The organism is Gilliamella sp. B2838, assembly GCF_026536185.1.
Lineage (GTDB): Bacteria > Pseudomonadota > Gammaproteobacteria > Enterobacterales > Orbaceae > Gilliamella.
In genome coordinates, this window is record NZ_JAFNOO010000009.1 from 1 (window position 1) to 17,496 (window position 17,496).

Consider the following 17,496-nt stretch of genomic DNA (forward strand, 5'->3'; position numbering starts at 1 on the left):
AAATGTTTGTGATTTTACTGTAATTTTTATGTAAATATTGATAAGTTGATTGAGATATAAAGTCCTGAATTTAAATCAAACCAATAAATAAAAAGTTAAATAATGCGTTTGTTATTGGAGTTGAAAAGGGATTGTTAATCGAAATAAAAATGCTTTTCGTTGGGAACTTTTGGATTTTATATCACATCCTTCCTCACATTTCACGCTAGCATTAAAATTTGTGATTTTTAATATTTTATTTATCAACCCTAACATATTCTGGCAATAAAGCGGCAAAACCTTTATACTATGCCGTCATTATTGGTATCACTCTATAGAGTTTTACTAAAACACTCCGTTCTTTAACATCATCAATTGGAAAAAAATTTATGCATCCGATGCTTAATATTGCTATTCGTGCTGCTCGTAAAGCAGGTAATGTTGCCATTAAGGCTTATGAAAACCCAAGTTCAATCGAAATTGATACTAAAGGTGCTAACGATTTTGCCACTAATGCAGATCGTGCTGCTGAATCACTTATTATTGAAACAATCAAAAAAGCGTATCCTGATCATACGATTATTGCTGAAGAAAGTGGTTTAGCTAAAGGTAGTGATGCCGATACGCAGTGGATAATTGACCCAATTGATGGTACGACCAATTTTATTAAAAATATCCCACATTTTGCAGTTTCTATTGCGGCTCGAGTTAAAGGTAAAACAGAAATTGCCGTTGTATATAATCCTATGAGTAATGAGCTGTTTACCGCGGCGCGAGGTAAAGGTGCACAGCTTAATGGGTATCGTATTCGTGTTAGCAATGCTAAAGACCTTGAGGGTAGTGTGCTCGCAACGGCCTTCCCATTTAAAGTTAAACAATATAGTGATAGTTATTTTGCGGTATTGCAAAAATTATTTGTAAGATGTGGTGATTTTCGCCGTAGTGGGTCTGCCGCGTTAGATTTAGCTTATGTAGCAGCAGGCCGTTTAGATGGCTTTTTTGAAATTGGCTTAAAACCTTGGGATATTGCCGCAGGCGAGTTAATTTTACGTGAAGCAGGTGGCGTTATCACCGATTTTGCTGGTGGCAATAATTATATGGTTTCGGGCAATATTGTGGCGGGTAATCCTCGTGTGGTCAAAGATTTGTTAGTTTCGACCCAAAACGATTGGCCAGAAAATTTGCGTAATTAATTGTACTTTCTTTATTCGAAATGCAGGGTTGTAGCCTTGCATTTTGCTTTATACTAGTCATCAACTACAAAGAGTCATTTTCGTTATTTTGCGTCATCTAATGACGTCATTGAACAATTAACGTGTAAACCTTGATTGTTTAAATAGTCACTGCCCCATATATACATTGATTCAAGTACTGGTCTAATGCTTTTGCCAAAGTTTGTTAAAGAATATTCAACTTTAGGTGGTACCACTGGAAAAACTTGTCGATGAATTAAGCCATTAGATTCAAGTTCGCGTAGTTGTTGGGTTAGCATTTTAGCTGTAGCCGTAGGGATTTCCTTACGTAACTGAGAAAATCTTAAGGTAGTTTTAGCCATAAGTTTCCATAATATGAGCGATTTATATTTACCACCAATCATATTGATGGTGGCATCAACAGGGCAATAGGTTATTGTTTGATGTTTGTTTTCACAGCAGCTTTTATTGATTGATTTATTTTTCACTTAATTATCTTGATAGTATCTTTTTGGGTAGTATATATCAAAAAAGTGCATTCTTGTTAAAAGGATAATTAATACTACAATATGTACCACACCAAAAATTAAGGGATGTGTTAAATGAAAACTGTCGAATACCATTTTTTTGTTGAGGATATGAGCTGTGCATCATGTGTTAGTCGAGTTGAAAAGGCGCTGAGAAAGATTGATGGTGTCATTGATGTTAGTGTGAATCTTGCGACTGAAAAAGCAACCGTTAATGCAAATTCGAATGTTAAGTTAGACACACTCATGTCAGCTGTGGACAATGCCGGATATCATGCGGTAAAAATTACTGATCAACAAATGCACCATAAAGATGTTGATAAGCAAGCTTCACTTTGGCCTATTGTTTTGTCTATTATCTTGTCTGTACCTTTTGTCATCCCTATGTTACTTGAACCGTTTGACATTAATTTGATGCTACCTGCTTGGTTGCAATTTATTCTTGCTTCGATTGTGCAATTTGGACTAGGTGGTAAATTTTATCGTAGTGGGTTTAATGCGTTAAAAGCATTAACCGGTAATATGGATTTATTAGTCGCAATTGGTACCAGTGCCGCTTATGGCTTGTCGTTATATCAGCTTATTAGTGGTCATTATGATCACCTCTACTTTGAATCATCAGTGGTGATTATTACCTTAATTTTGATTGGTAAGTGGTTAGAGTTAAGAGCGAAGCATCAAACAACCCAAGCAATTGAAGCTCTTTCAGCGTTACGACCAGAGATGGCATTAGTCAGGCAAGGTAACCAAGAAGTGAATGTACCTATCGACCAGGTAAAAGTAAATGATATTGTGGTGATTAAACCCGGTGAACGTATTGCTGTTGATGGTATTGTTATTGAAGGTTCATCCAGTAGTGATGAGTCGATGTTAACAGGGGAAAGCTTTCCTGTAACTAAATCCATTAATGATATTGTTACTGGGGGGACAATTAATGGTGAAGGGTTGCTGATAGTGAAAACTACCGCAATTCAAGCTGACTCAATGCTTTCAAAAATTATAAATATGGTTGAATCAGCCCAAGCTAAAAAAGCACCAATCCAGCGAATTGTAGATCGTATCAGTGCGATTTTTGTACCGGTGATTTTGGTTATTGCGTTGGTAACCTTGCTGTTTTGGGGAGTAATTTATCATGATTGGCAACAAGCCTTGCTTCATGCCGTTGCCGTATTGGTTATTGCGTGTCCATGTGCTTTAGGATTGGCAACACCTACTGCGATTATGGTGGGAACGGGAGCAGCGGCTCGTCAGGGGATTTTAATTAAAGATGCCGAAGCGTTAGAAACGCTGCACAATATTAATACGATCGCATTTGATAAAACCGGTACGTTAACAGTAGGTAAACCTGAATTAGTGGAAATTGACGTCGTCGGTACTGAAACACCCGAGCAGATTTTATCAATTGCGGCATCAATGCAAGCGGGGAGTGAACATCCTTTAGCTAAAGCGATGTTATCTAAAGCTAAGCACTATAATTATGCACAGAATATTACCTCAGTAGCTGGTTCAGGGATTATGGCAATGATTGATAATACCGAATACTATTTAGGTAGTTTACGCTGGATGAAATCGTTAAATGCCTATTTTGTGAATATGGATGATAAAATCAATGAGCTTACCGGTAAAGGTTACACTATTTCATTTTTGGCTAAACAACAATCAGAAAATCAGGTCGTAATTTTGGCTTTATTTGGTTTTTCTGATGTCATTAAACCTGAAGCCAAAAATGCAATTGAAGCATTACATCAATTGCATGTTACCAGTGTTATGTTAACTGGCGATAATCAGCAAGCGGCTAATTATGTCGGGCAGCAGTTGCGTTTAGATAAAGTGATTGCTGAAGTTTTACCGCAAGATAAAGCAAACTATATTTATCAATTACAAAAAGAGAGCCATAGTGAGCACAATAATTTAGTTGCCATGGTCGGCGATGGTATTAATGATGCCCCTGCATTGGCAGCCGCAGATATTGGCATTGCTATGGGAACGGGCACCGATGTTGCTATGCATACGGCGAGTATTACATTAATGCGTGGTAATTTGTACCTTATTGCTGATGCCATTGATATTTCGCGTCGAACATATAATAAGATAAAACAAAACCTGTTTTGGGCGTTTTTCTATAATTTAATTGGCATTCCATTAGCTGCTTTAGGATTTTTAAATCCAATGATTGCAGGTGCTGCCATGGCTTTAAGTAGCGTTAGTGTGGTAACAAATGCATTACTGCTTAAACGTTGGAAAGCGAGAGCCGATAACCAATAACGGTCGTTGAATTAAGGCGGTCGTTTATACCGCCTAATCGGGTCATTTTCTGGCAATAGGTTTGTTTGTCTGCATATTGACCATTTACGTCAAACTAAAATGGATTTGCGATCCTTTTCCTTGTTCAGTAATAAATACGCCGACGGCACAAATTATCTGTTCATTATAATAAACTAAAGGAATGCGGGTTCGCATCCAAGGTGGAATATGGTGCTCTTGCCATAATTTTTTGATTGCTCTTGAACCCTGACGATTGACAATTTTTAGCTGTCCTTGTGCATGAAAGCGTACAGTTACATCTTCGTCGGCACGAGGTAAGCGGCAATTTAAGTTGTGCTTATTATTGGCGTGTAATTCACCAATATGATCAGGTAAGACTAACGATGACGATAAATCCCATTTAAGCACGTGTTGTTCAATATTTTGATATAGTGGCAACAGGTAGAGTTGGTTTTGGTAACGGCGGATTTGTTTATTATGCAAAATAAATTGTGGATTGGCATCGTCTTTCGCTTGCGCAACAGTTTGCCAAATTAGCGTGAGTTGTTTTTGGCTTGGCATGATAACTTGTTGTTGCCGAAGCCACATTCGTAAAATAGCATTGCGTTTATATTCGCTATAATCAAACAAGGGTTTTAAGCATAGCTGACCTTGAACGGTGATCACTTGTTGATACTCGGACAGTAATAGCTCGTTAATTAAGGCTTCTTGTTGTTGGCATAACTCGGCACTTCGAGCGACCATTTGCGGAAAATGTGGCCAACGTTGATTGATAATTGGTAAAACATTTAAACGTAAAAAATTGCGATCGTAATGGTCATCTTGATTACTTTCATCTTCTATCCAAGTTAGTTGATTTTGATTCGCATAAGTTTCTATCTGTTTGCGTGATATCGATAATAATGGGCGAAGATGTTGTCCATTTTCGATGGGCATAGCAGAGAGCCCAGCAGGACCACTACCTCGCTTTAAGGCTAATAAAAAGGTTTCGCACTGATCATCAAGATGTTGGGCTGTGCAGAGCATTTCGTCACTTTTTAAGTGATGATGAATTGCTTGATAGCGGGCCTCTCTAGCTTGTTCTTCGATATTCTTGTTCATATCATCAAGCTTCACTTTTTCAATAATTATAGGTACTTGCCATGTTTGGCATTGTTGTACACAATGGTTTGCCCAGTTATCGGCATTTTGACTTAAACCATGATGAATATAAATAGCCCTAATTTGTAAATTGGGTAAAAGCTGTTTTTTCAACATTACCAATACATGCAGTAATACCGTCGAATCGACGCCACCACTGAAAGCCACCAGTAGTGCATTACTGCCTTTTAAATGATGTAAAACGGTTTGTTTTATTACGTCATCAAGCATTGGGTTATGTATATTGTTCATATTACAGTGAATTATATTAAGCTTGTTAGCGCAGTAGTTTTGATTTTATCAAGTTTTATTCTATCTAAACCAGCAGCTAAATCGGCAATTAAATCGTTAGGATCTTCAAGACCAATATGCAGACGAATTAATGTGCCAGTAAAGTCGACACCTGATACCGGTCTAATTTTTGCTAATTCTTCAGGTTGGTTTGCTAAAATTAATGATTCAAATCCTCCCCATGAATACGCCATGGTAAAATGGTTTAAATGATCTAAAAAATCAGCTAATTGTATGTCGGTTAAGCGGTCTTTGAGAACAAACGAAAATAAACCACTTGCACCACTAAAATCACGTTTGAAAAATTCATGTCCTTTGCAACTTTCAAGTGCAGGGTGATTAACGGTTGCCACTTTCGGGTGACCAGCAAGCCATTTAGCAACTTTTAAGCCATTTTCATGATGTTGTTTAAGTCTCACCGCTAAGGTACGTAATCCACGCGCCGCCATATAGGCCGTATCGGCATCGCACATTTGTCCCATTAAATAAGAACGTTCTCGTAATCTATCCCAACATCTCTCATTGGCAACAGCAGTCCCTAACATGCCATCTGAGTGCCCAATAAGATATTTAGTGCCTGATTGAATTGAGATATCAATACCATGTTCTAATGCTTTGAATAATATCCCAGCCCCCCATGTATTATCGATCATAATGGTGATTTCAGGATTAACACTTCGAATGGCCTTAACAATTGCCGGTATGTCTTGAACTTCCATAGTGATTGAACTTGGTGACTCTAAAAATACCACTTTGGTATTAGGTTTGATATGGTTGGTAATATAACGGCCAATTAAAGGGGAAAAGTAATCAGTTTCAACCCCCATATCTTTTAAAATATGTTCACAAAATTCTTGGGTTGGCTCATAACTTGCCTCGGATACTAAGATATGATCCCCAGTTTTGACAAAAGCTAGAATCGTATTAGCAATGGCAGCAGCACCGCAAGGGTAAAGATAGCAACCTGCTCCACCTTCAATTTCAATCATGGCATCTTGCAGAGCAAAGTGGGTTAATGTGCCACGTCGTCCATAAAATAGTGCACCATTTGTACGATTTTCTGCCGCTTCTTTTTTGGCTGCAAGAGTATCAAACACCAATGAAGAGGCTCGTTGAATAACGGTATTTACTGCACCTTGGGTATAGCGTTGTTTTCGTCCTGCATGAACTAATTTTGTTGGTAATGACATGATCAATCCTAGGTTAGGGATAAATTTTAATAACAGTTAGCATAGCATGCTGTTAAAATAGTAAAAAATAATTTTTATGAATAGTTGTTTTCTGATAATGCTAATAACTCAACTGGCTAACCTAAATCATGCAATCATCGATTTTTCGTTATTACCTAAGCAAATTGTTGATTATGCAAATAAATTGCATGGCCAACGTAAAAGGCAATTTTTAGTTTGTCGTTCAATCTTAGCGCAGTTACTCAAACAACATTATAGTGTCGATATTTTACCCGAAATGGTCATTGGCGATAATAGTCGACCTCGTTTTTTAGATTGCTCGTTTCCTGATTTTAATATTAGTCATAGTGGGGATTGGGTTGCTGTAGCGGTTGCATTGTCAGGAAAGGTGGGCGTCGATATTGAGGTAGACAGGCCGCGAAAAAATTACCTAAATGTCGCTAAACATTGTTTTGCTGATGAAGAGTACCAATGGATGATTAACCAAGAAGATACATTATTAGCTTTTTGGCAGCTTTGGACATTGAAAGAATCGGCATTAAAACTTTATGCTAAAGGCGTTTGGCAAATAAAATCAGTCAATGTTAATTTAGAACGTCACTCTATTTGCGCCCCTTTTGGACAGCATTTCTATTTTCATTATCAACAGCTGTCAGGCGTTCATCTTGCGGTTAATTGTGATAATCCTATTACCAATATTGTTGTAAAATCCTAATTATTATAATCTGTTACCCTTTTAGGGTAACAGTTATTACAAATATTTTATTATTCGTTTGTGGTGAGTAATCCTGACTCACTTAAGGTTTTATTAAAGTCTTTGTCCATAAAGAATAAATCACGTTTATTTTCGCCTACTAATTCTAGTTTATCAACAATGGTTTTAAATAGCTTTTCTTCTTCATGCTGTTCTGATACATACCATTGTAAAAAATTGAAAGTTGAAAAATCTTTTTGAGTAAGGGCATAATCGACCAGTGAGTTAATTGCTTTGGTAATGGTCAATTCATGTTGATAGGCTGCTTTAAATACATCGAGTAACGATTTATATTTTGCTTCTGGTGCATCAATTTTTCCAATTAATGCAAGTGAACCACAATCTAGAACATAATCAAACAAACGTTCCATATGTTTGCGCTCTTCACCGGCATGATCTCGTAAAAATTTTCCAAAAGAGGGAAAATTTTGGTCATCACACCATGCACTCATTTGTAAATAAAGATTTGAAGAATAAAATTCTAGATTCAGTTGGTCATTAAGTTTTTTGACCATTTGTGTTGTTAACATCTGACTTTCCTCTCATTGCTATTTTATTATTCCACTTTTTAAACGTGGTTATTATATAAACCTTAGCGATTTAGCTAATTGGTTTAAATTGATTAAACTAAATAAATTTGTTGTAGGTTTTTTTTGTGCTTTTCATCTAATTGGTACTCTTTGGCTAACCAATTGTCGATGGTTTGATAACGCTGTTTAATTTCATTTATAGCAGCAGTTAAGAACTCTTTTTTGGCAGAAAATATGATTTTATACTTGTCTAATTCTTCCTGCGTAAATTTATTTTTATATTGATTAAGTGTTTCTTCACGAAAAGTTTGTAAGCATTGTTCAGTAAATAGATAGTCTTGCATGACATCTTCTTCACTCACGCCTAATGCAAAAAGTGTTAGCGCGACACCAATGCCGGTCCTATCTTTACCAACTGCACAGTGCTGAACTAATGGTTTACCATTAGCGTTAAGTAAAAGTGAGATTAATTGTTGATAAGCCTGATTATTAAATGGAAGTAACTGATAAAGTTTTACCATAAAATCAAATGGTGAATATTTTTTTAAAATAAAGATATCATCATAATCACTAGTTAAACTTGCAGTAATTTCGTTACTTAATGGATTAGCCGGGACATTAATATATTGAGTATTAGCCCATAAATTATCGGGACAGCGATCGATTTCATGCTGATCACGATAATCTAAAATATGATGAAGCTTTAATTGGTTAGATAAAATGTTTTTTTCATCTTCAGTTAAGCGAGAAAAGTCACCAGCACGGTATAACAACCCCGATCGAATTTGACGGCCGTCAGTTGTCTTGATTCCACCTAAATCACGAAAATTGATACTGTTTTTGATAGGGATAACTGATGTCATTACCGCTCCTTATTTATTCTTAACTTCGCTTGCTATATTAACATGTTTCTGATTAGAATTAAGTCAATGTTTTGTTGTTTGATAATCAATGAGGTTTTTAATATGTCGATGTTATCTATTTTTCTTTCAAATGAACCGGCTCAAGCGCAGTGGGGCAAAGATGCCTTACTCAGCTTTTCTGATGATGCTATAACAATACACTATAAGTCGGAACATCGCTTAGGTGCAATTCAGCGAGCAGGGCGTAAATTGGATAATCAAGGCATTAAAGCGGTGAAACTGACAGGAGAGGGTTGGGATTTAGAAGCGTCTTGGCATTTTTGGTTAGGTTACCGTAATGCCAAAAAAAACAATAAAGTGACGTGGGCAAAACTCAATAGCAAAGAAAAAACAGAACTTAAATATCGTTTGGATATTATTGATTGGTGTCGCGATATTGTTAATCAGCAAGCCGAAACCTTAAGTCCTCTTGAATTAGCAACACAAAGTGCAAAATTAATTAGTGCGTATTCATCTGATGTAACTTATAAAATTATTTCAGGCGAAGCCTTAAAAGAACAAGGTTATATGGGAATTTATACTGTTGGCAAAGGCTCGGATAGACCAGCTGCATTGCTTGAACTTGATTATAATCCGAGCAAAGATCCTAAAGCACCGATTATTGCTTGTTTAGTGGGTAAAGGTATTACCTTTGATTCTGGTGGCTATAGCTTAAAACCAAGCAGTTTTATGGAGTCAATGCGTGCTGATATGGGCGGAGCTGCACTGGTGAGTGGCGCGTTAGCATTAGCGATAGCTCGTGGTGTACAACACCGTATTAAGCTTTATTTATGTTGTGCAGATAATTTAGTCAGTGGTGATGCGTTTAAATTAGGCGATATTATTCATTATCGTAATGGCAAAACAGTTGAGGTTGATAACACGGATGCGGAAGGACGCTTAGTGTTAGCTGATGGATTAATTTGCGCAGATAATGATAAACCACACTATATTATTGATTGTGCCACGCTAACCGGCGCTGCAAAAATTGCCGTAGGTAACGATTATCAATCCTTGTTATCATTCGATGATTCATTTGCTAATCGGCTAATTGAAAGTGCGACTACCGAACACGAAGCATTTTGGCGATTACCGTTAGCTGAGTTTCATCGTTCGCAATTTCCTTCATCTTTTGCCGATATGGCTAACTCTGGCTTACCTAATACCGCAGGTGCTAGTACCGCAGCGGCATTTTTATCGCATTTTATAAAAAATTATAAACAAAACTGGTTACATATTGACTGCTCAGCCACATTTCGTAAAAGTGCTACTTCCTTATGGGCAACAGGGGCAACCGGAGTAGGTGTTCGCGCCATAGCACATTTATTAAGTGAACTTAACTAGGATTGAAAAAAACCACTGTAAGAGTGGTTTTTTTATATTTTAGATATTTAAAGTGGGATAAATTATTTGTCTTCAACCACTATTGCTTTTTTAATATAAATGGGTTCAACAGGAACATTTTGGTGAGGTCCCATACGTTTAGTTGGTACCGCGGCAATTTTATCAACCACATCCATTCCTTTAATTACTTTACCAAATACTGCATAACCATATTTTTCTGGTGATTGATAATTAAGAAAATCATTATTTACTAGGTTAATAAAAAATTGGCTAGTTGCACTGTTGATTTCACTGGTTCTTGCCATGGCAATAGTGCCACGATCATTTTTTAGACCGTTATTTGCTTCATTTTGAATTGGAGTAGTATTATCTTTGAATTTTAATTGATCATCTGCGCCACCACCTTGGATCATAAAACCTGGGATAACACGGTGGAAAGTTAAATTTTCATAAAATCCGCTTTTGACATAATCAATAAAATTTTTGCTAGAAATAGGCGCATGTTCGCTGTCTAATTCAATTTCGATATCACCCATACTGGTTTGTAATAGTACTTTTGTATCAGCATAAGCAAAAGTAGTAGCCATTGTTAACAACAATGAAGCAAATAACATTTTGATTTTATTCATATATTAAATTCCTTATCCAATTTAGTTGGCAGATTATACCGAATATTAAACTATTTTAAATGACAAATATGTAAAATAAGATAAAAATTTGAGTTTTAGTTCACAATAATACTGTTCTATATCGTATGACTTATTTAAAGTTGTTATCTTTAATTAACTATTAGCATTCCTCACATAGCTTTAATTAAATAGAAACATTTAAATGCCACATTTATTTTGTTGAATTGTATTTTGAAATAGAATGAGAACTCATGCGTTGTATTTTATGTAATATGCCATTAGCTTTAAGCCATCATGGCATTTGTTGTCAATGTGTGAACAATTTACCTAAGTTAAATAAAGTGTGTCAGCAATGTTGCTTACCACACTCTTTATTTACTGAGATCTGTTACCGTTGTCGAGACAATAAACCAAAGTATGACAAGCTTATAGCAGTGAGTGATTATATTAATCCATTGAAAAAACTTATTCACCAGTTAAAGTTTTATCATAAAACTGAATTTGCTTTAGCATTAGCTAGATTGATGTTTTTAGCGTGGTATCAACAACGAGAAGTAGACGGGTTAATGAAACCCGATTTAGTGACATGTGTCCCGTTACATCATTTACGATATTGGTCTCGTGGTTATAATCAAGCCGAATTATTGGCTAACCCCATTGCTAAGTGGTTAGGTCGTGATTTTTATCCGCATTTATTATATCGTAAACAGCGAGCTTTAGATCAAAAAACACTTTCATTGCAACAACGAATTGATAATGTTGATACCCTCTATTTTTGTCGGGAAGATCTTACTAATCAATCTGTTATGCTGATAGATGATATAGTCACTACCGCCAATACTATAAATGTTATTAGTCAACAATTGAAAAACTGCGGTGCAATAAGTGTTCAAGTCATTTGTTTATGTCGCACAGTATTGTAAAATCATAAACAATCCCTATAATAACCAACAGAGTTAGTCAACTATTATAATCAGTGATGCTCATAATTATTCATTGAATAACCGGCATCAAAGTGAGGGGTTTATGTCTATTATTACCATTTCTCAAGCAGCTCAACAGCATTTTAAAAAATTGCTTGCTAATCAAGCGGATGGAACACAAATTCGGGTGTTTGTTATCAATCCTGGTACCGCAACAGCGGAATGTGGCGTGTCATATTGTCCCGCTGATACTGTTGAAGAGAGTGATATTGAAGAAAAGCAAGATGGTTTTTCTGTTTATATTGATGAGATCAGTGCTCCATTTTTGGAAGAGACAGTGATTGATTATGTAACCGACGAACTTGGCTCACAATTAACATTAAAAGCACCAAACTCAAAAATGAAGAAAGTTGCAGATGATGCACCGTTAATCGAGCGCGTTAATTATCTGATTCAAGCTCAAGTTAATCCGCAACTTGCTAGCCATGGTGGTCATGTGAGCTTGGTTGAGTTGACAGAAGATAATTATGCCATATTACAATTTGGTGGAGGTTGTAATGGTTGTTCGATGGTGGATTATACCTTAAAAGAAGGAATCGAGAAGCAGTTACTGGCCGAATTTCCAGAATTAGCAGGGGTGAAAGATATTACTGAACATCAAGCCGGAAGCCACTCTTATTGTTAAAATAATTTCTAATTTAATCTTGCTTATTGCTAAGATTAAGTCATAATCAAATGCTGTTTGCCAATTCACTTTATGATGGGGTTTTATGAATCAAGTTAGTATTATTTCAGATCTTATCGTTTGGATTGAGAAAAATCTGGAGCAGCCATTATCTATAGATAATGTTTCGCAAAAATCAGGTTATTCTAAATGGCATTTACAACGAATGTTTAAAGAAGTAACCGGTCAAGTGCTTGGTACTTATATTCGTCATCGAAGGTTAACTTACGCTGCACTTTCTTTACGAATGACCAGTAAACCTATATTAGATATTGCAATGCAATATCGTTTTGATTCCCAACAAACTTTTACCCGTTCATTTAAAAAACAATTTAATGAAACACCGGCAAGTTATAGGCGTAGTGAATATTGGGATCCAACAGGATTAACGCCAGCCATTGAACTCAATAAGACGCGATTGTCGCTGCCTGAACCCACATTTGTCACTATGCCTAAACAGACTTTTTGGGGAATTACTTATAAAAATAACTGTAATCTAAGTAAATTATTAGATGAAGAGATTAAATTAAGAGTGCAATTTTTTCATAATTATTTAACGCGTTATGCTAATAAAAATGAAGCGTTGCCAGAAAGAATTTATGCATTTAATCGAATACTAAAAAGTAAAGATAATGCCAATGAGCAAGAACTTTTTTATACTATTGCATTAGAACACAATAATAACCTTGAACATATTGAACAATTTGTAAGTGAAGGTGGATTGTATCTTTGTTTTAAATATTTCGGACCACCAGAAAATTTTAAAGATTTTATTTCGCAAGTCCACTTGGCTGCTATGCCTGCATTAAAAGTTCGTTTACGTTCAGGGTGTTTAATTGAAATTCATCATAATTTGCATGATGATTCGGTTAAATCAGTCAAAAATCTTCAACGCATTGAGTGTGATTATTGTGTGCCCGTCATTACTGAAAATGAAATTCGCCAAAAAAATGGTGGATAAAATTGTTTCATTCCCTTTTTTACTAGTCATTTAATAAGTTTTGTTCTAACCAATATTTAAATTCAGGCGATGCTTCTTTTAGACTATTTGAACCACGAGTGACAGTGGCAATACCAATGCCAAGCTGTTCTTTTAATTGACGCTGATTAATTGAACCATCTAACAAAGCATGGACAATTTTTACTCGGGTAATTAATGCATCTCGTTCATCGGCAGTTAATAGGAGTTTTAATATATCAAGCGAATAGCCATCATTAAATGCTTGATGTAATATTTCAACGGTTTGTTGCCATTCTTTATTTTTCATCTTGTTCGTCATTAATATTGTTGGTTAAATTCAATTGTGGTTAGAATCCCTACGTTTTCTTGCTTTAAAATGGTTTTGTAAATGTAATCATAAGTTAATACATTTTTCACGTAATTACGGGTTTCGGTAAAAGGGATACTATCAATAAATGAGACAGCATCAAGTTTGCCGCCACTTTTATTAAGCCATTTTTTTACACGATTAGGGCCGGCATTATAAGCACTAGAGGATAAAATACGATTATTATTATTTTGTAAATAGACACTATTTAGATAGTAAGTTCCAAGTTGTATATTGATTTCAGGATCAAATAATTGAGCAGGGGAGATATAGGTTACATAACCCATTTTTTTAGCTGTATCTTTAGCTGTTGCCGGCATAAGTTGCATTAAACCACTTGCACCGACGGGAGATTGTATTGTGGTATCAAGTGCGCTTTCTTGGCGCGAGATAGCTAATGCGTAAGAAAGCGGTATAACTTTGTCTTTTAATGCATTGTTATATAAGTTTTGATACATAATTGGGAGCCTTTCTGTCCAATTATCCCATAATTTTCCCGAGATTGTTGCTTGGATACTGAGATCGCCCCATCCTTTTTGGTAAGCGTATCTAGCTAACTGTAAATAATCATTATTGGGTAGATTCCTTAATGCATATCGCCATTCACGGTTTGACTCTGATATCATGCCTAAAAAACGTAATTCATTAATTCTTTTGATAAATGCTTGACTATCATATTGAGTATTTAATTTGCTACGTTCTGCAGCTGAAAGGTCTTGTGATAAATTGACAAGTATATAAGGTTGATTAAGTGTTTGTGCACTAATCATACCGTAAAAGCCTCGATTATTGCTTAATGTTTGTAAAATGGTATGGGCTTGTTCACGTTGATTATTGTTAAGTAGCACGCGTGCTTGCCAATATTGCCAATCGTCTTTCAACTGATCTTTTGGATCAAGCTGTGTTAACCAATAAGCAATATCTTTAAAATCGTTGTTATCAATCGCGACACGGATACGTTTTTCAACTAATGGCGTGTCATGTGTTTTGGCAATAAAATTATCACGCCACTCAATTTGTTGCTGCGTTGCTGAATCATTAAAGAAACGATCAGCCAAGCTTTTTTGTAAAACAATTTGCTCTTCTTCAGTTAGTGCTTGTTGTTCAATAAGTTTTGGTAAAATTGCTTCGGCCAAATTCATATCAGCTTTAGCTAAACGTGCAAAGGAAGCAAGAACAATTTTTTTAGTAAATTTACTCGCTGTAATATTTTTTGAAAATTCACTTAATTTTTGTGGATTATCAAATAGAGCAAGTAAATGACTTTTTGTGGTTTGATAACTACTATCTAATGTGTTTGCTAAATATCGTGCCAGTTTTATGTTGTTGGACTCAAGGGCGAGTTCGATGCGTAATAATATCATATTTCCGGTCTGTTTACCGGTTTGTGACCATGCATTAATTAGCGAGTCACAGGCTGAAGGCAGTTCTTTGCCTGTCATCCATAATGATTCAATTTCATTGTAAATGGACTCATTATTACTATTTTGTTGTAATTGGGCATAGAGATTTCGGCAATTTGCTGCAGGTGACCCATCTTGTGGAAAATTGACAATCGTGTTCCAATCTTGACGATTAGTCAATTCTGCCAGGTAAGCTTGTATCAATGATGAAGTTAACGGAAAGTCATTATATTGCGTGATGAAATTTCTGACTAATTCGGGTGAAACAACTTTAATATTACTTTGCAAAAATTGTACAGCAGCATAAGGATAAAGAGGATAAGTTGTTAACTCGTTTAGCAAAGCTTGTTGTTCTTCAAAACTTAATGATTGATAAGAATTGGTCCATTTTTGATAGCTAGCTCGCAAGTTAGTCTGAGCATTGCTTGCAAAACTACTATTAGCTATTAGTAAAGTTATCAATAAAAAAGAACGCAATACTAAACTCATCCTTTAACTCCGGTAGCATATTAGTTTATTAGATTAGCATATTTTAGCGTTATTCGTCGATAAGCAACGTATATTTAATTCCTAGTAAAATAGTCAACTAAATACTTGACTAAACTAAAAGGATATATACAATACATCCAAAATATAAAGAGGAGATGATCAATGAAATTGACTTCAAAGGGGCGATATGCGGTAACAGCAATGTTGGATGTAGCACTACATTCAAGCTCTGGTCCGGTTTCACTTGCCGATATTTCAGAACGTCAGGAAATCTCATTATCTTATCTTGAACAATTGTTTGCGCGTTTACGTAAAAATGGCTTAGTACTAAGTGTTAGAGGACCAGGTGGTGGTTACGTGCTAAGTCGAAGTATGGATCAAATTGCAATTAGTTCGATTGTTAAAGCTGTAGATGAAACAGTTCACGCCACAAAATGCCATGGTCAAAATGGCTGTCAAGGTGGTGTTAGATGTTTAACACATAGTTTATGGAATGATTTAAGTGAACGCATTGATGACTTTTTAACAAGCATTACACTAAGTGAATTAGTGAATAATAAGGAAGTTAAAGCGGTAGCAGACCGTCAAAGTCACATACAGCAAGTTAGGATTAACTAATAAATATATAATACAGAATTTGTAATTGGGAGTAATAAATGAAACTACCTATTTATATGGATTATGCAGCGACAACGCCGGTTGATCCTAGAGTAGCTGAAAAAATGATGCAATATTTAACACTCGACGGTATATTTGGTAATCCGGCATCTCGATCTCATAAATTTGGATGGCAGGCCGAAGAAGCGGTAGATATAGCAAGAAACCAAATTGCTGATCTTATTGGCGCAGATTCACGAGAAATTGTGTTTACCTCTGGCGCTACAGAAGCCGATAATTTAGCCATTAAAGGGGCTGCCCATTTTAATCAAGCAAAAGGTAAACACATTATTACCTGTAAAACGGAACATAAAGCGGTACTTGATACTTGTCGTCAATTAGAACGAGAAGGCTATGAAGTGACTTATTTGGCCCCTGAATCTAATGGAATATTGGATTTAGATAAGCTTGCAGCTGCAATGCGTAGTGATACAACTGTTGTATCTATTATGCACGTTAATAATGAAACAGGCGTGGTTCAAGATATTGAAAAAATCGGTGAGATGTGCCGAGAACGAGGTATTGTTTTTCATGTTGATGCAACGCAAAGTGTTGGTAAATTACCGATTGATTTAACAAAGTTAAAAGTCGATCTTATGTCGTTTTCTGGACATAAAATTTACGGTCCTAAAGGCATTGGTGGGCTTTATGTAAGACGTAAACCTCGTGTTCGTATCGAAGCACAAATGCATGGTGGTGGTCATGAACGTGGTATGCGCTCAGGCACGTTACCTGTACATCAAATTGTTGGGATGGGCGAAGCCTATCACATAGCTAAAGAAGAAATGGCTACTGAAATGCCGCGACTATTAGCACTTAAAAATCGCCTATGGAATGGTTTAAAAGATATTGAAGAGGTTTACTTAAATGGTTCGTTAGAGCACAGTGCACCCAATATCTTAAATGTTAGCTTTGCTTATATTGAAGGCGAATCATTGATGATGGCTTTAAAAGATTTAGCTGTTTCATCTGGCTCTGCTTGTACTTCAGCTAGTTTAGAACCTTCATATGTTTTGCGTGCATTAGGATTAAATGATGAACTGGCTCACAGTTCAATCCGTTTTTCATTAGGCCGTTTTAGCACTGAAGAAGAAGTGGATTATGTAATTAAACTAATCAAAAATTCTATTGGCAAATTGAGAGATTTATCGCCACTTTGGGAAATGTTTAAAGATGGCGTTGATCTAACAAAAATTAAGTGGTCAGCCCATTAAAATTAGGAGCAAAT

General features: G+C 35.9%; 17 protein-coding genes. 9 read left to right on the plus strand and 8 right to left on the minus strand.

All coding sequences use genetic code 11. The features are described 5' to 3' along the window. Positions 1-368: 368 nt before the first annotated feature. Entirely contained in the window at positions 369-1,172 is an 804-nt protein-coding gene (gene suhB, locus J3U63_RS09725) for an inositol-1-monophosphatase (RefSeq protein WP_267333946.1), read from the plus strand. 83 nt (positions 1,173-1,255) lie between these two features. Here the strand turns inward: suhB and J3U63_RS09730 are convergent, their stop codons facing one another. After that, complete coding sequence (locus tag J3U63_RS09730) at positions 1,256-1,576, minus strand: winged helix-turn-helix transcriptional regulator (RefSeq protein WP_267344441.1); 321 nt, start codon at positions 1,574-1,576, stop codon at positions 1,256-1,258. 198 nt (positions 1,577-1,774) lie between these two features. On the opposite strand from J3U63_RS09730, the gene J3U63_RS09735 reads away from it, so the two are divergent. Then, entirely contained in the window at positions 1,775-3,964 is a 2,190-nt protein-coding gene (locus tag J3U63_RS09735) for a heavy metal translocating P-type ATPase (RefSeq protein WP_267344387.1), read from the plus strand. Between the two features lie 84 nt (positions 3,965-4,048). Here the strand turns inward: J3U63_RS09735 and tilS are convergent, their stop codons facing one another. Both tilS and metC read right to left on the minus strand, forming a co-directional pair. Beyond that, positions 4,049-5,335, minus strand: a complete 1,287-nt coding sequence (gene tilS, locus J3U63_RS09740; RefSeq protein WP_416379672.1) for a tRNA lysidine(34) synthetase TilS — start codon at positions 5,333-5,335, stop codon at positions 4,049-4,051. A 32-nt stretch (positions 5,336-5,367) separates the two neighbouring features. Continuing rightward, complete coding sequence (gene metC / locus J3U63_RS09745; RefSeq protein WP_267344391.1) at positions 5,368-6,585, minus strand: cystathionine beta-lyase; 1,218 nt, start codon at positions 6,583-6,585, stop codon at positions 5,368-5,370. A gap of 97 nt (positions 6,586-6,682) precedes the next feature. Here metC and J3U63_RS09750 point away from each other — a divergent pair, with 97 nt between their 5' ends. Beyond that, complete coding sequence (locus J3U63_RS09750; RefSeq protein ID WP_267358454.1) at positions 6,683-7,300, plus strand: 4'-phosphopantetheinyl transferase family protein; 618 nt, start codon at positions 6,683-6,685, stop codon at positions 7,298-7,300. 50 nt (positions 7,301-7,350) lie between these two features. Here J3U63_RS09750 and ftnA read toward each other — a convergent pair whose 3' ends face one another. Next, positions 7,351-7,869: a non-heme ferritin gene (gene ftnA, locus J3U63_RS09755; protein WP_065634437.1), complete on the minus strand. Its 519-nt coding sequence runs from the start codon at positions 7,867-7,869 to the stop codon at positions 7,351-7,353. Between the two features lie 92 nt (positions 7,870-7,961). After that, positions 7,962-8,732 (minus strand): tyrosine-protein phosphatase, encoded by a 771-nt coding sequence (locus J3U63_RS09760; RefSeq protein ID WP_267333941.1) that lies wholly within the window; start codon positions 8,730-8,732, stop codon positions 7,962-7,964. Positions 8,733-8,834: 102 nt separating this feature from the next. Between J3U63_RS09760 and pepB the strand changes: the two genes are divergently transcribed. Next, entirely contained in the window at positions 8,835-10,115 is a 1,281-nt protein-coding gene (pepB, locus tag J3U63_RS09765) for an aminopeptidase PepB (protein ID WP_267344392.1), read from the plus strand. A 62-nt stretch (positions 10,116-10,177) separates the two neighbouring features. Here the strand turns inward: pepB and J3U63_RS09770 are convergent, their stop codons facing one another. Then, positions 10,178-10,744: a peptidylprolyl isomerase gene (locus tag J3U63_RS09770; protein WP_416379670.1), complete on the minus strand. Its 567-nt coding sequence runs from the start codon at positions 10,742-10,744 to the stop codon at positions 10,178-10,180. A 251-nt stretch (positions 10,745-10,995) separates the two neighbouring features. Here J3U63_RS09770 and J3U63_RS09775 point away from each other — a divergent pair, with 251 nt between their 5' ends. From J3U63_RS09775 to robA, 3 genes are all read left to right on the plus strand, one after another. Then, positions 10,996-11,667 carry a phosphoribosyltransferase family protein gene (locus tag J3U63_RS09775; protein ID WP_267344393.1) on the plus strand — a complete coding sequence of 224 codons (672 nt, stop codon included), beginning with the start codon at positions 10,996-10,998 and terminating at the stop codon, positions 11,665-11,667. A 109-nt stretch (positions 11,668-11,776) separates the two neighbouring features. Then, positions 11,777-12,352, plus strand: coding sequence for a Fe-S biogenesis protein NfuA (gene nfuA, locus J3U63_RS09780; protein WP_267333970.1), 576 nt, complete (start codon positions 11,777-11,779; stop codon positions 12,350-12,352). A gap of 85 nt (positions 12,353-12,437) precedes the next feature. Further along, positions 12,438-13,352: an MDR efflux pump AcrAB transcriptional activator RobA gene (gene robA, locus J3U63_RS09785; protein ID WP_065634442.1), complete on the plus strand. Its 915-nt coding sequence runs from the start codon at positions 12,438-12,440 to the stop codon at positions 13,350-13,352. A gap of 22 nt (positions 13,353-13,374) precedes the next feature. Here the strand turns inward: robA and trpR are convergent, their stop codons facing one another. After that, positions 13,375-13,659 carry a trp operon repressor gene (gene trpR, locus J3U63_RS09790; protein ID WP_218056877.1) on the minus strand — a complete coding sequence of 95 codons (285 nt, stop codon included), beginning with the start codon at positions 13,657-13,659 and terminating at the stop codon, positions 13,375-13,377. 11 nt (positions 13,660-13,670) lie between these two features. Next, positions 13,671-15,611 (minus strand): murein transglycosylase, encoded by a 1,941-nt coding sequence (gene sltY / locus J3U63_RS09795; protein WP_267344394.1) that lies wholly within the window; start codon positions 15,609-15,611, stop codon positions 13,671-13,673. A 162-nt stretch (positions 15,612-15,773) separates the two neighbouring features. Between sltY and iscR the strand changes: the two genes are divergently transcribed. Further along, entirely contained in the window at positions 15,774-16,229 is a 456-nt protein-coding gene (gene iscR, locus J3U63_RS09800; RefSeq protein WP_065634445.1) for a Fe-S cluster assembly transcriptional regulator IscR, read from the plus strand. 38 nt (positions 16,230-16,267) lie between these two features. After that, positions 16,268-17,482 carry an IscS subfamily cysteine desulfurase gene (locus tag J3U63_RS09805; protein WP_267333937.1) on the plus strand — a complete coding sequence of 405 codons (1,215 nt, stop codon included), beginning with the start codon at positions 16,268-16,270 and terminating at the stop codon, positions 17,480-17,482. The last annotated feature ends 14 nt before the right edge of the window (positions 17,483-17,496 follow it).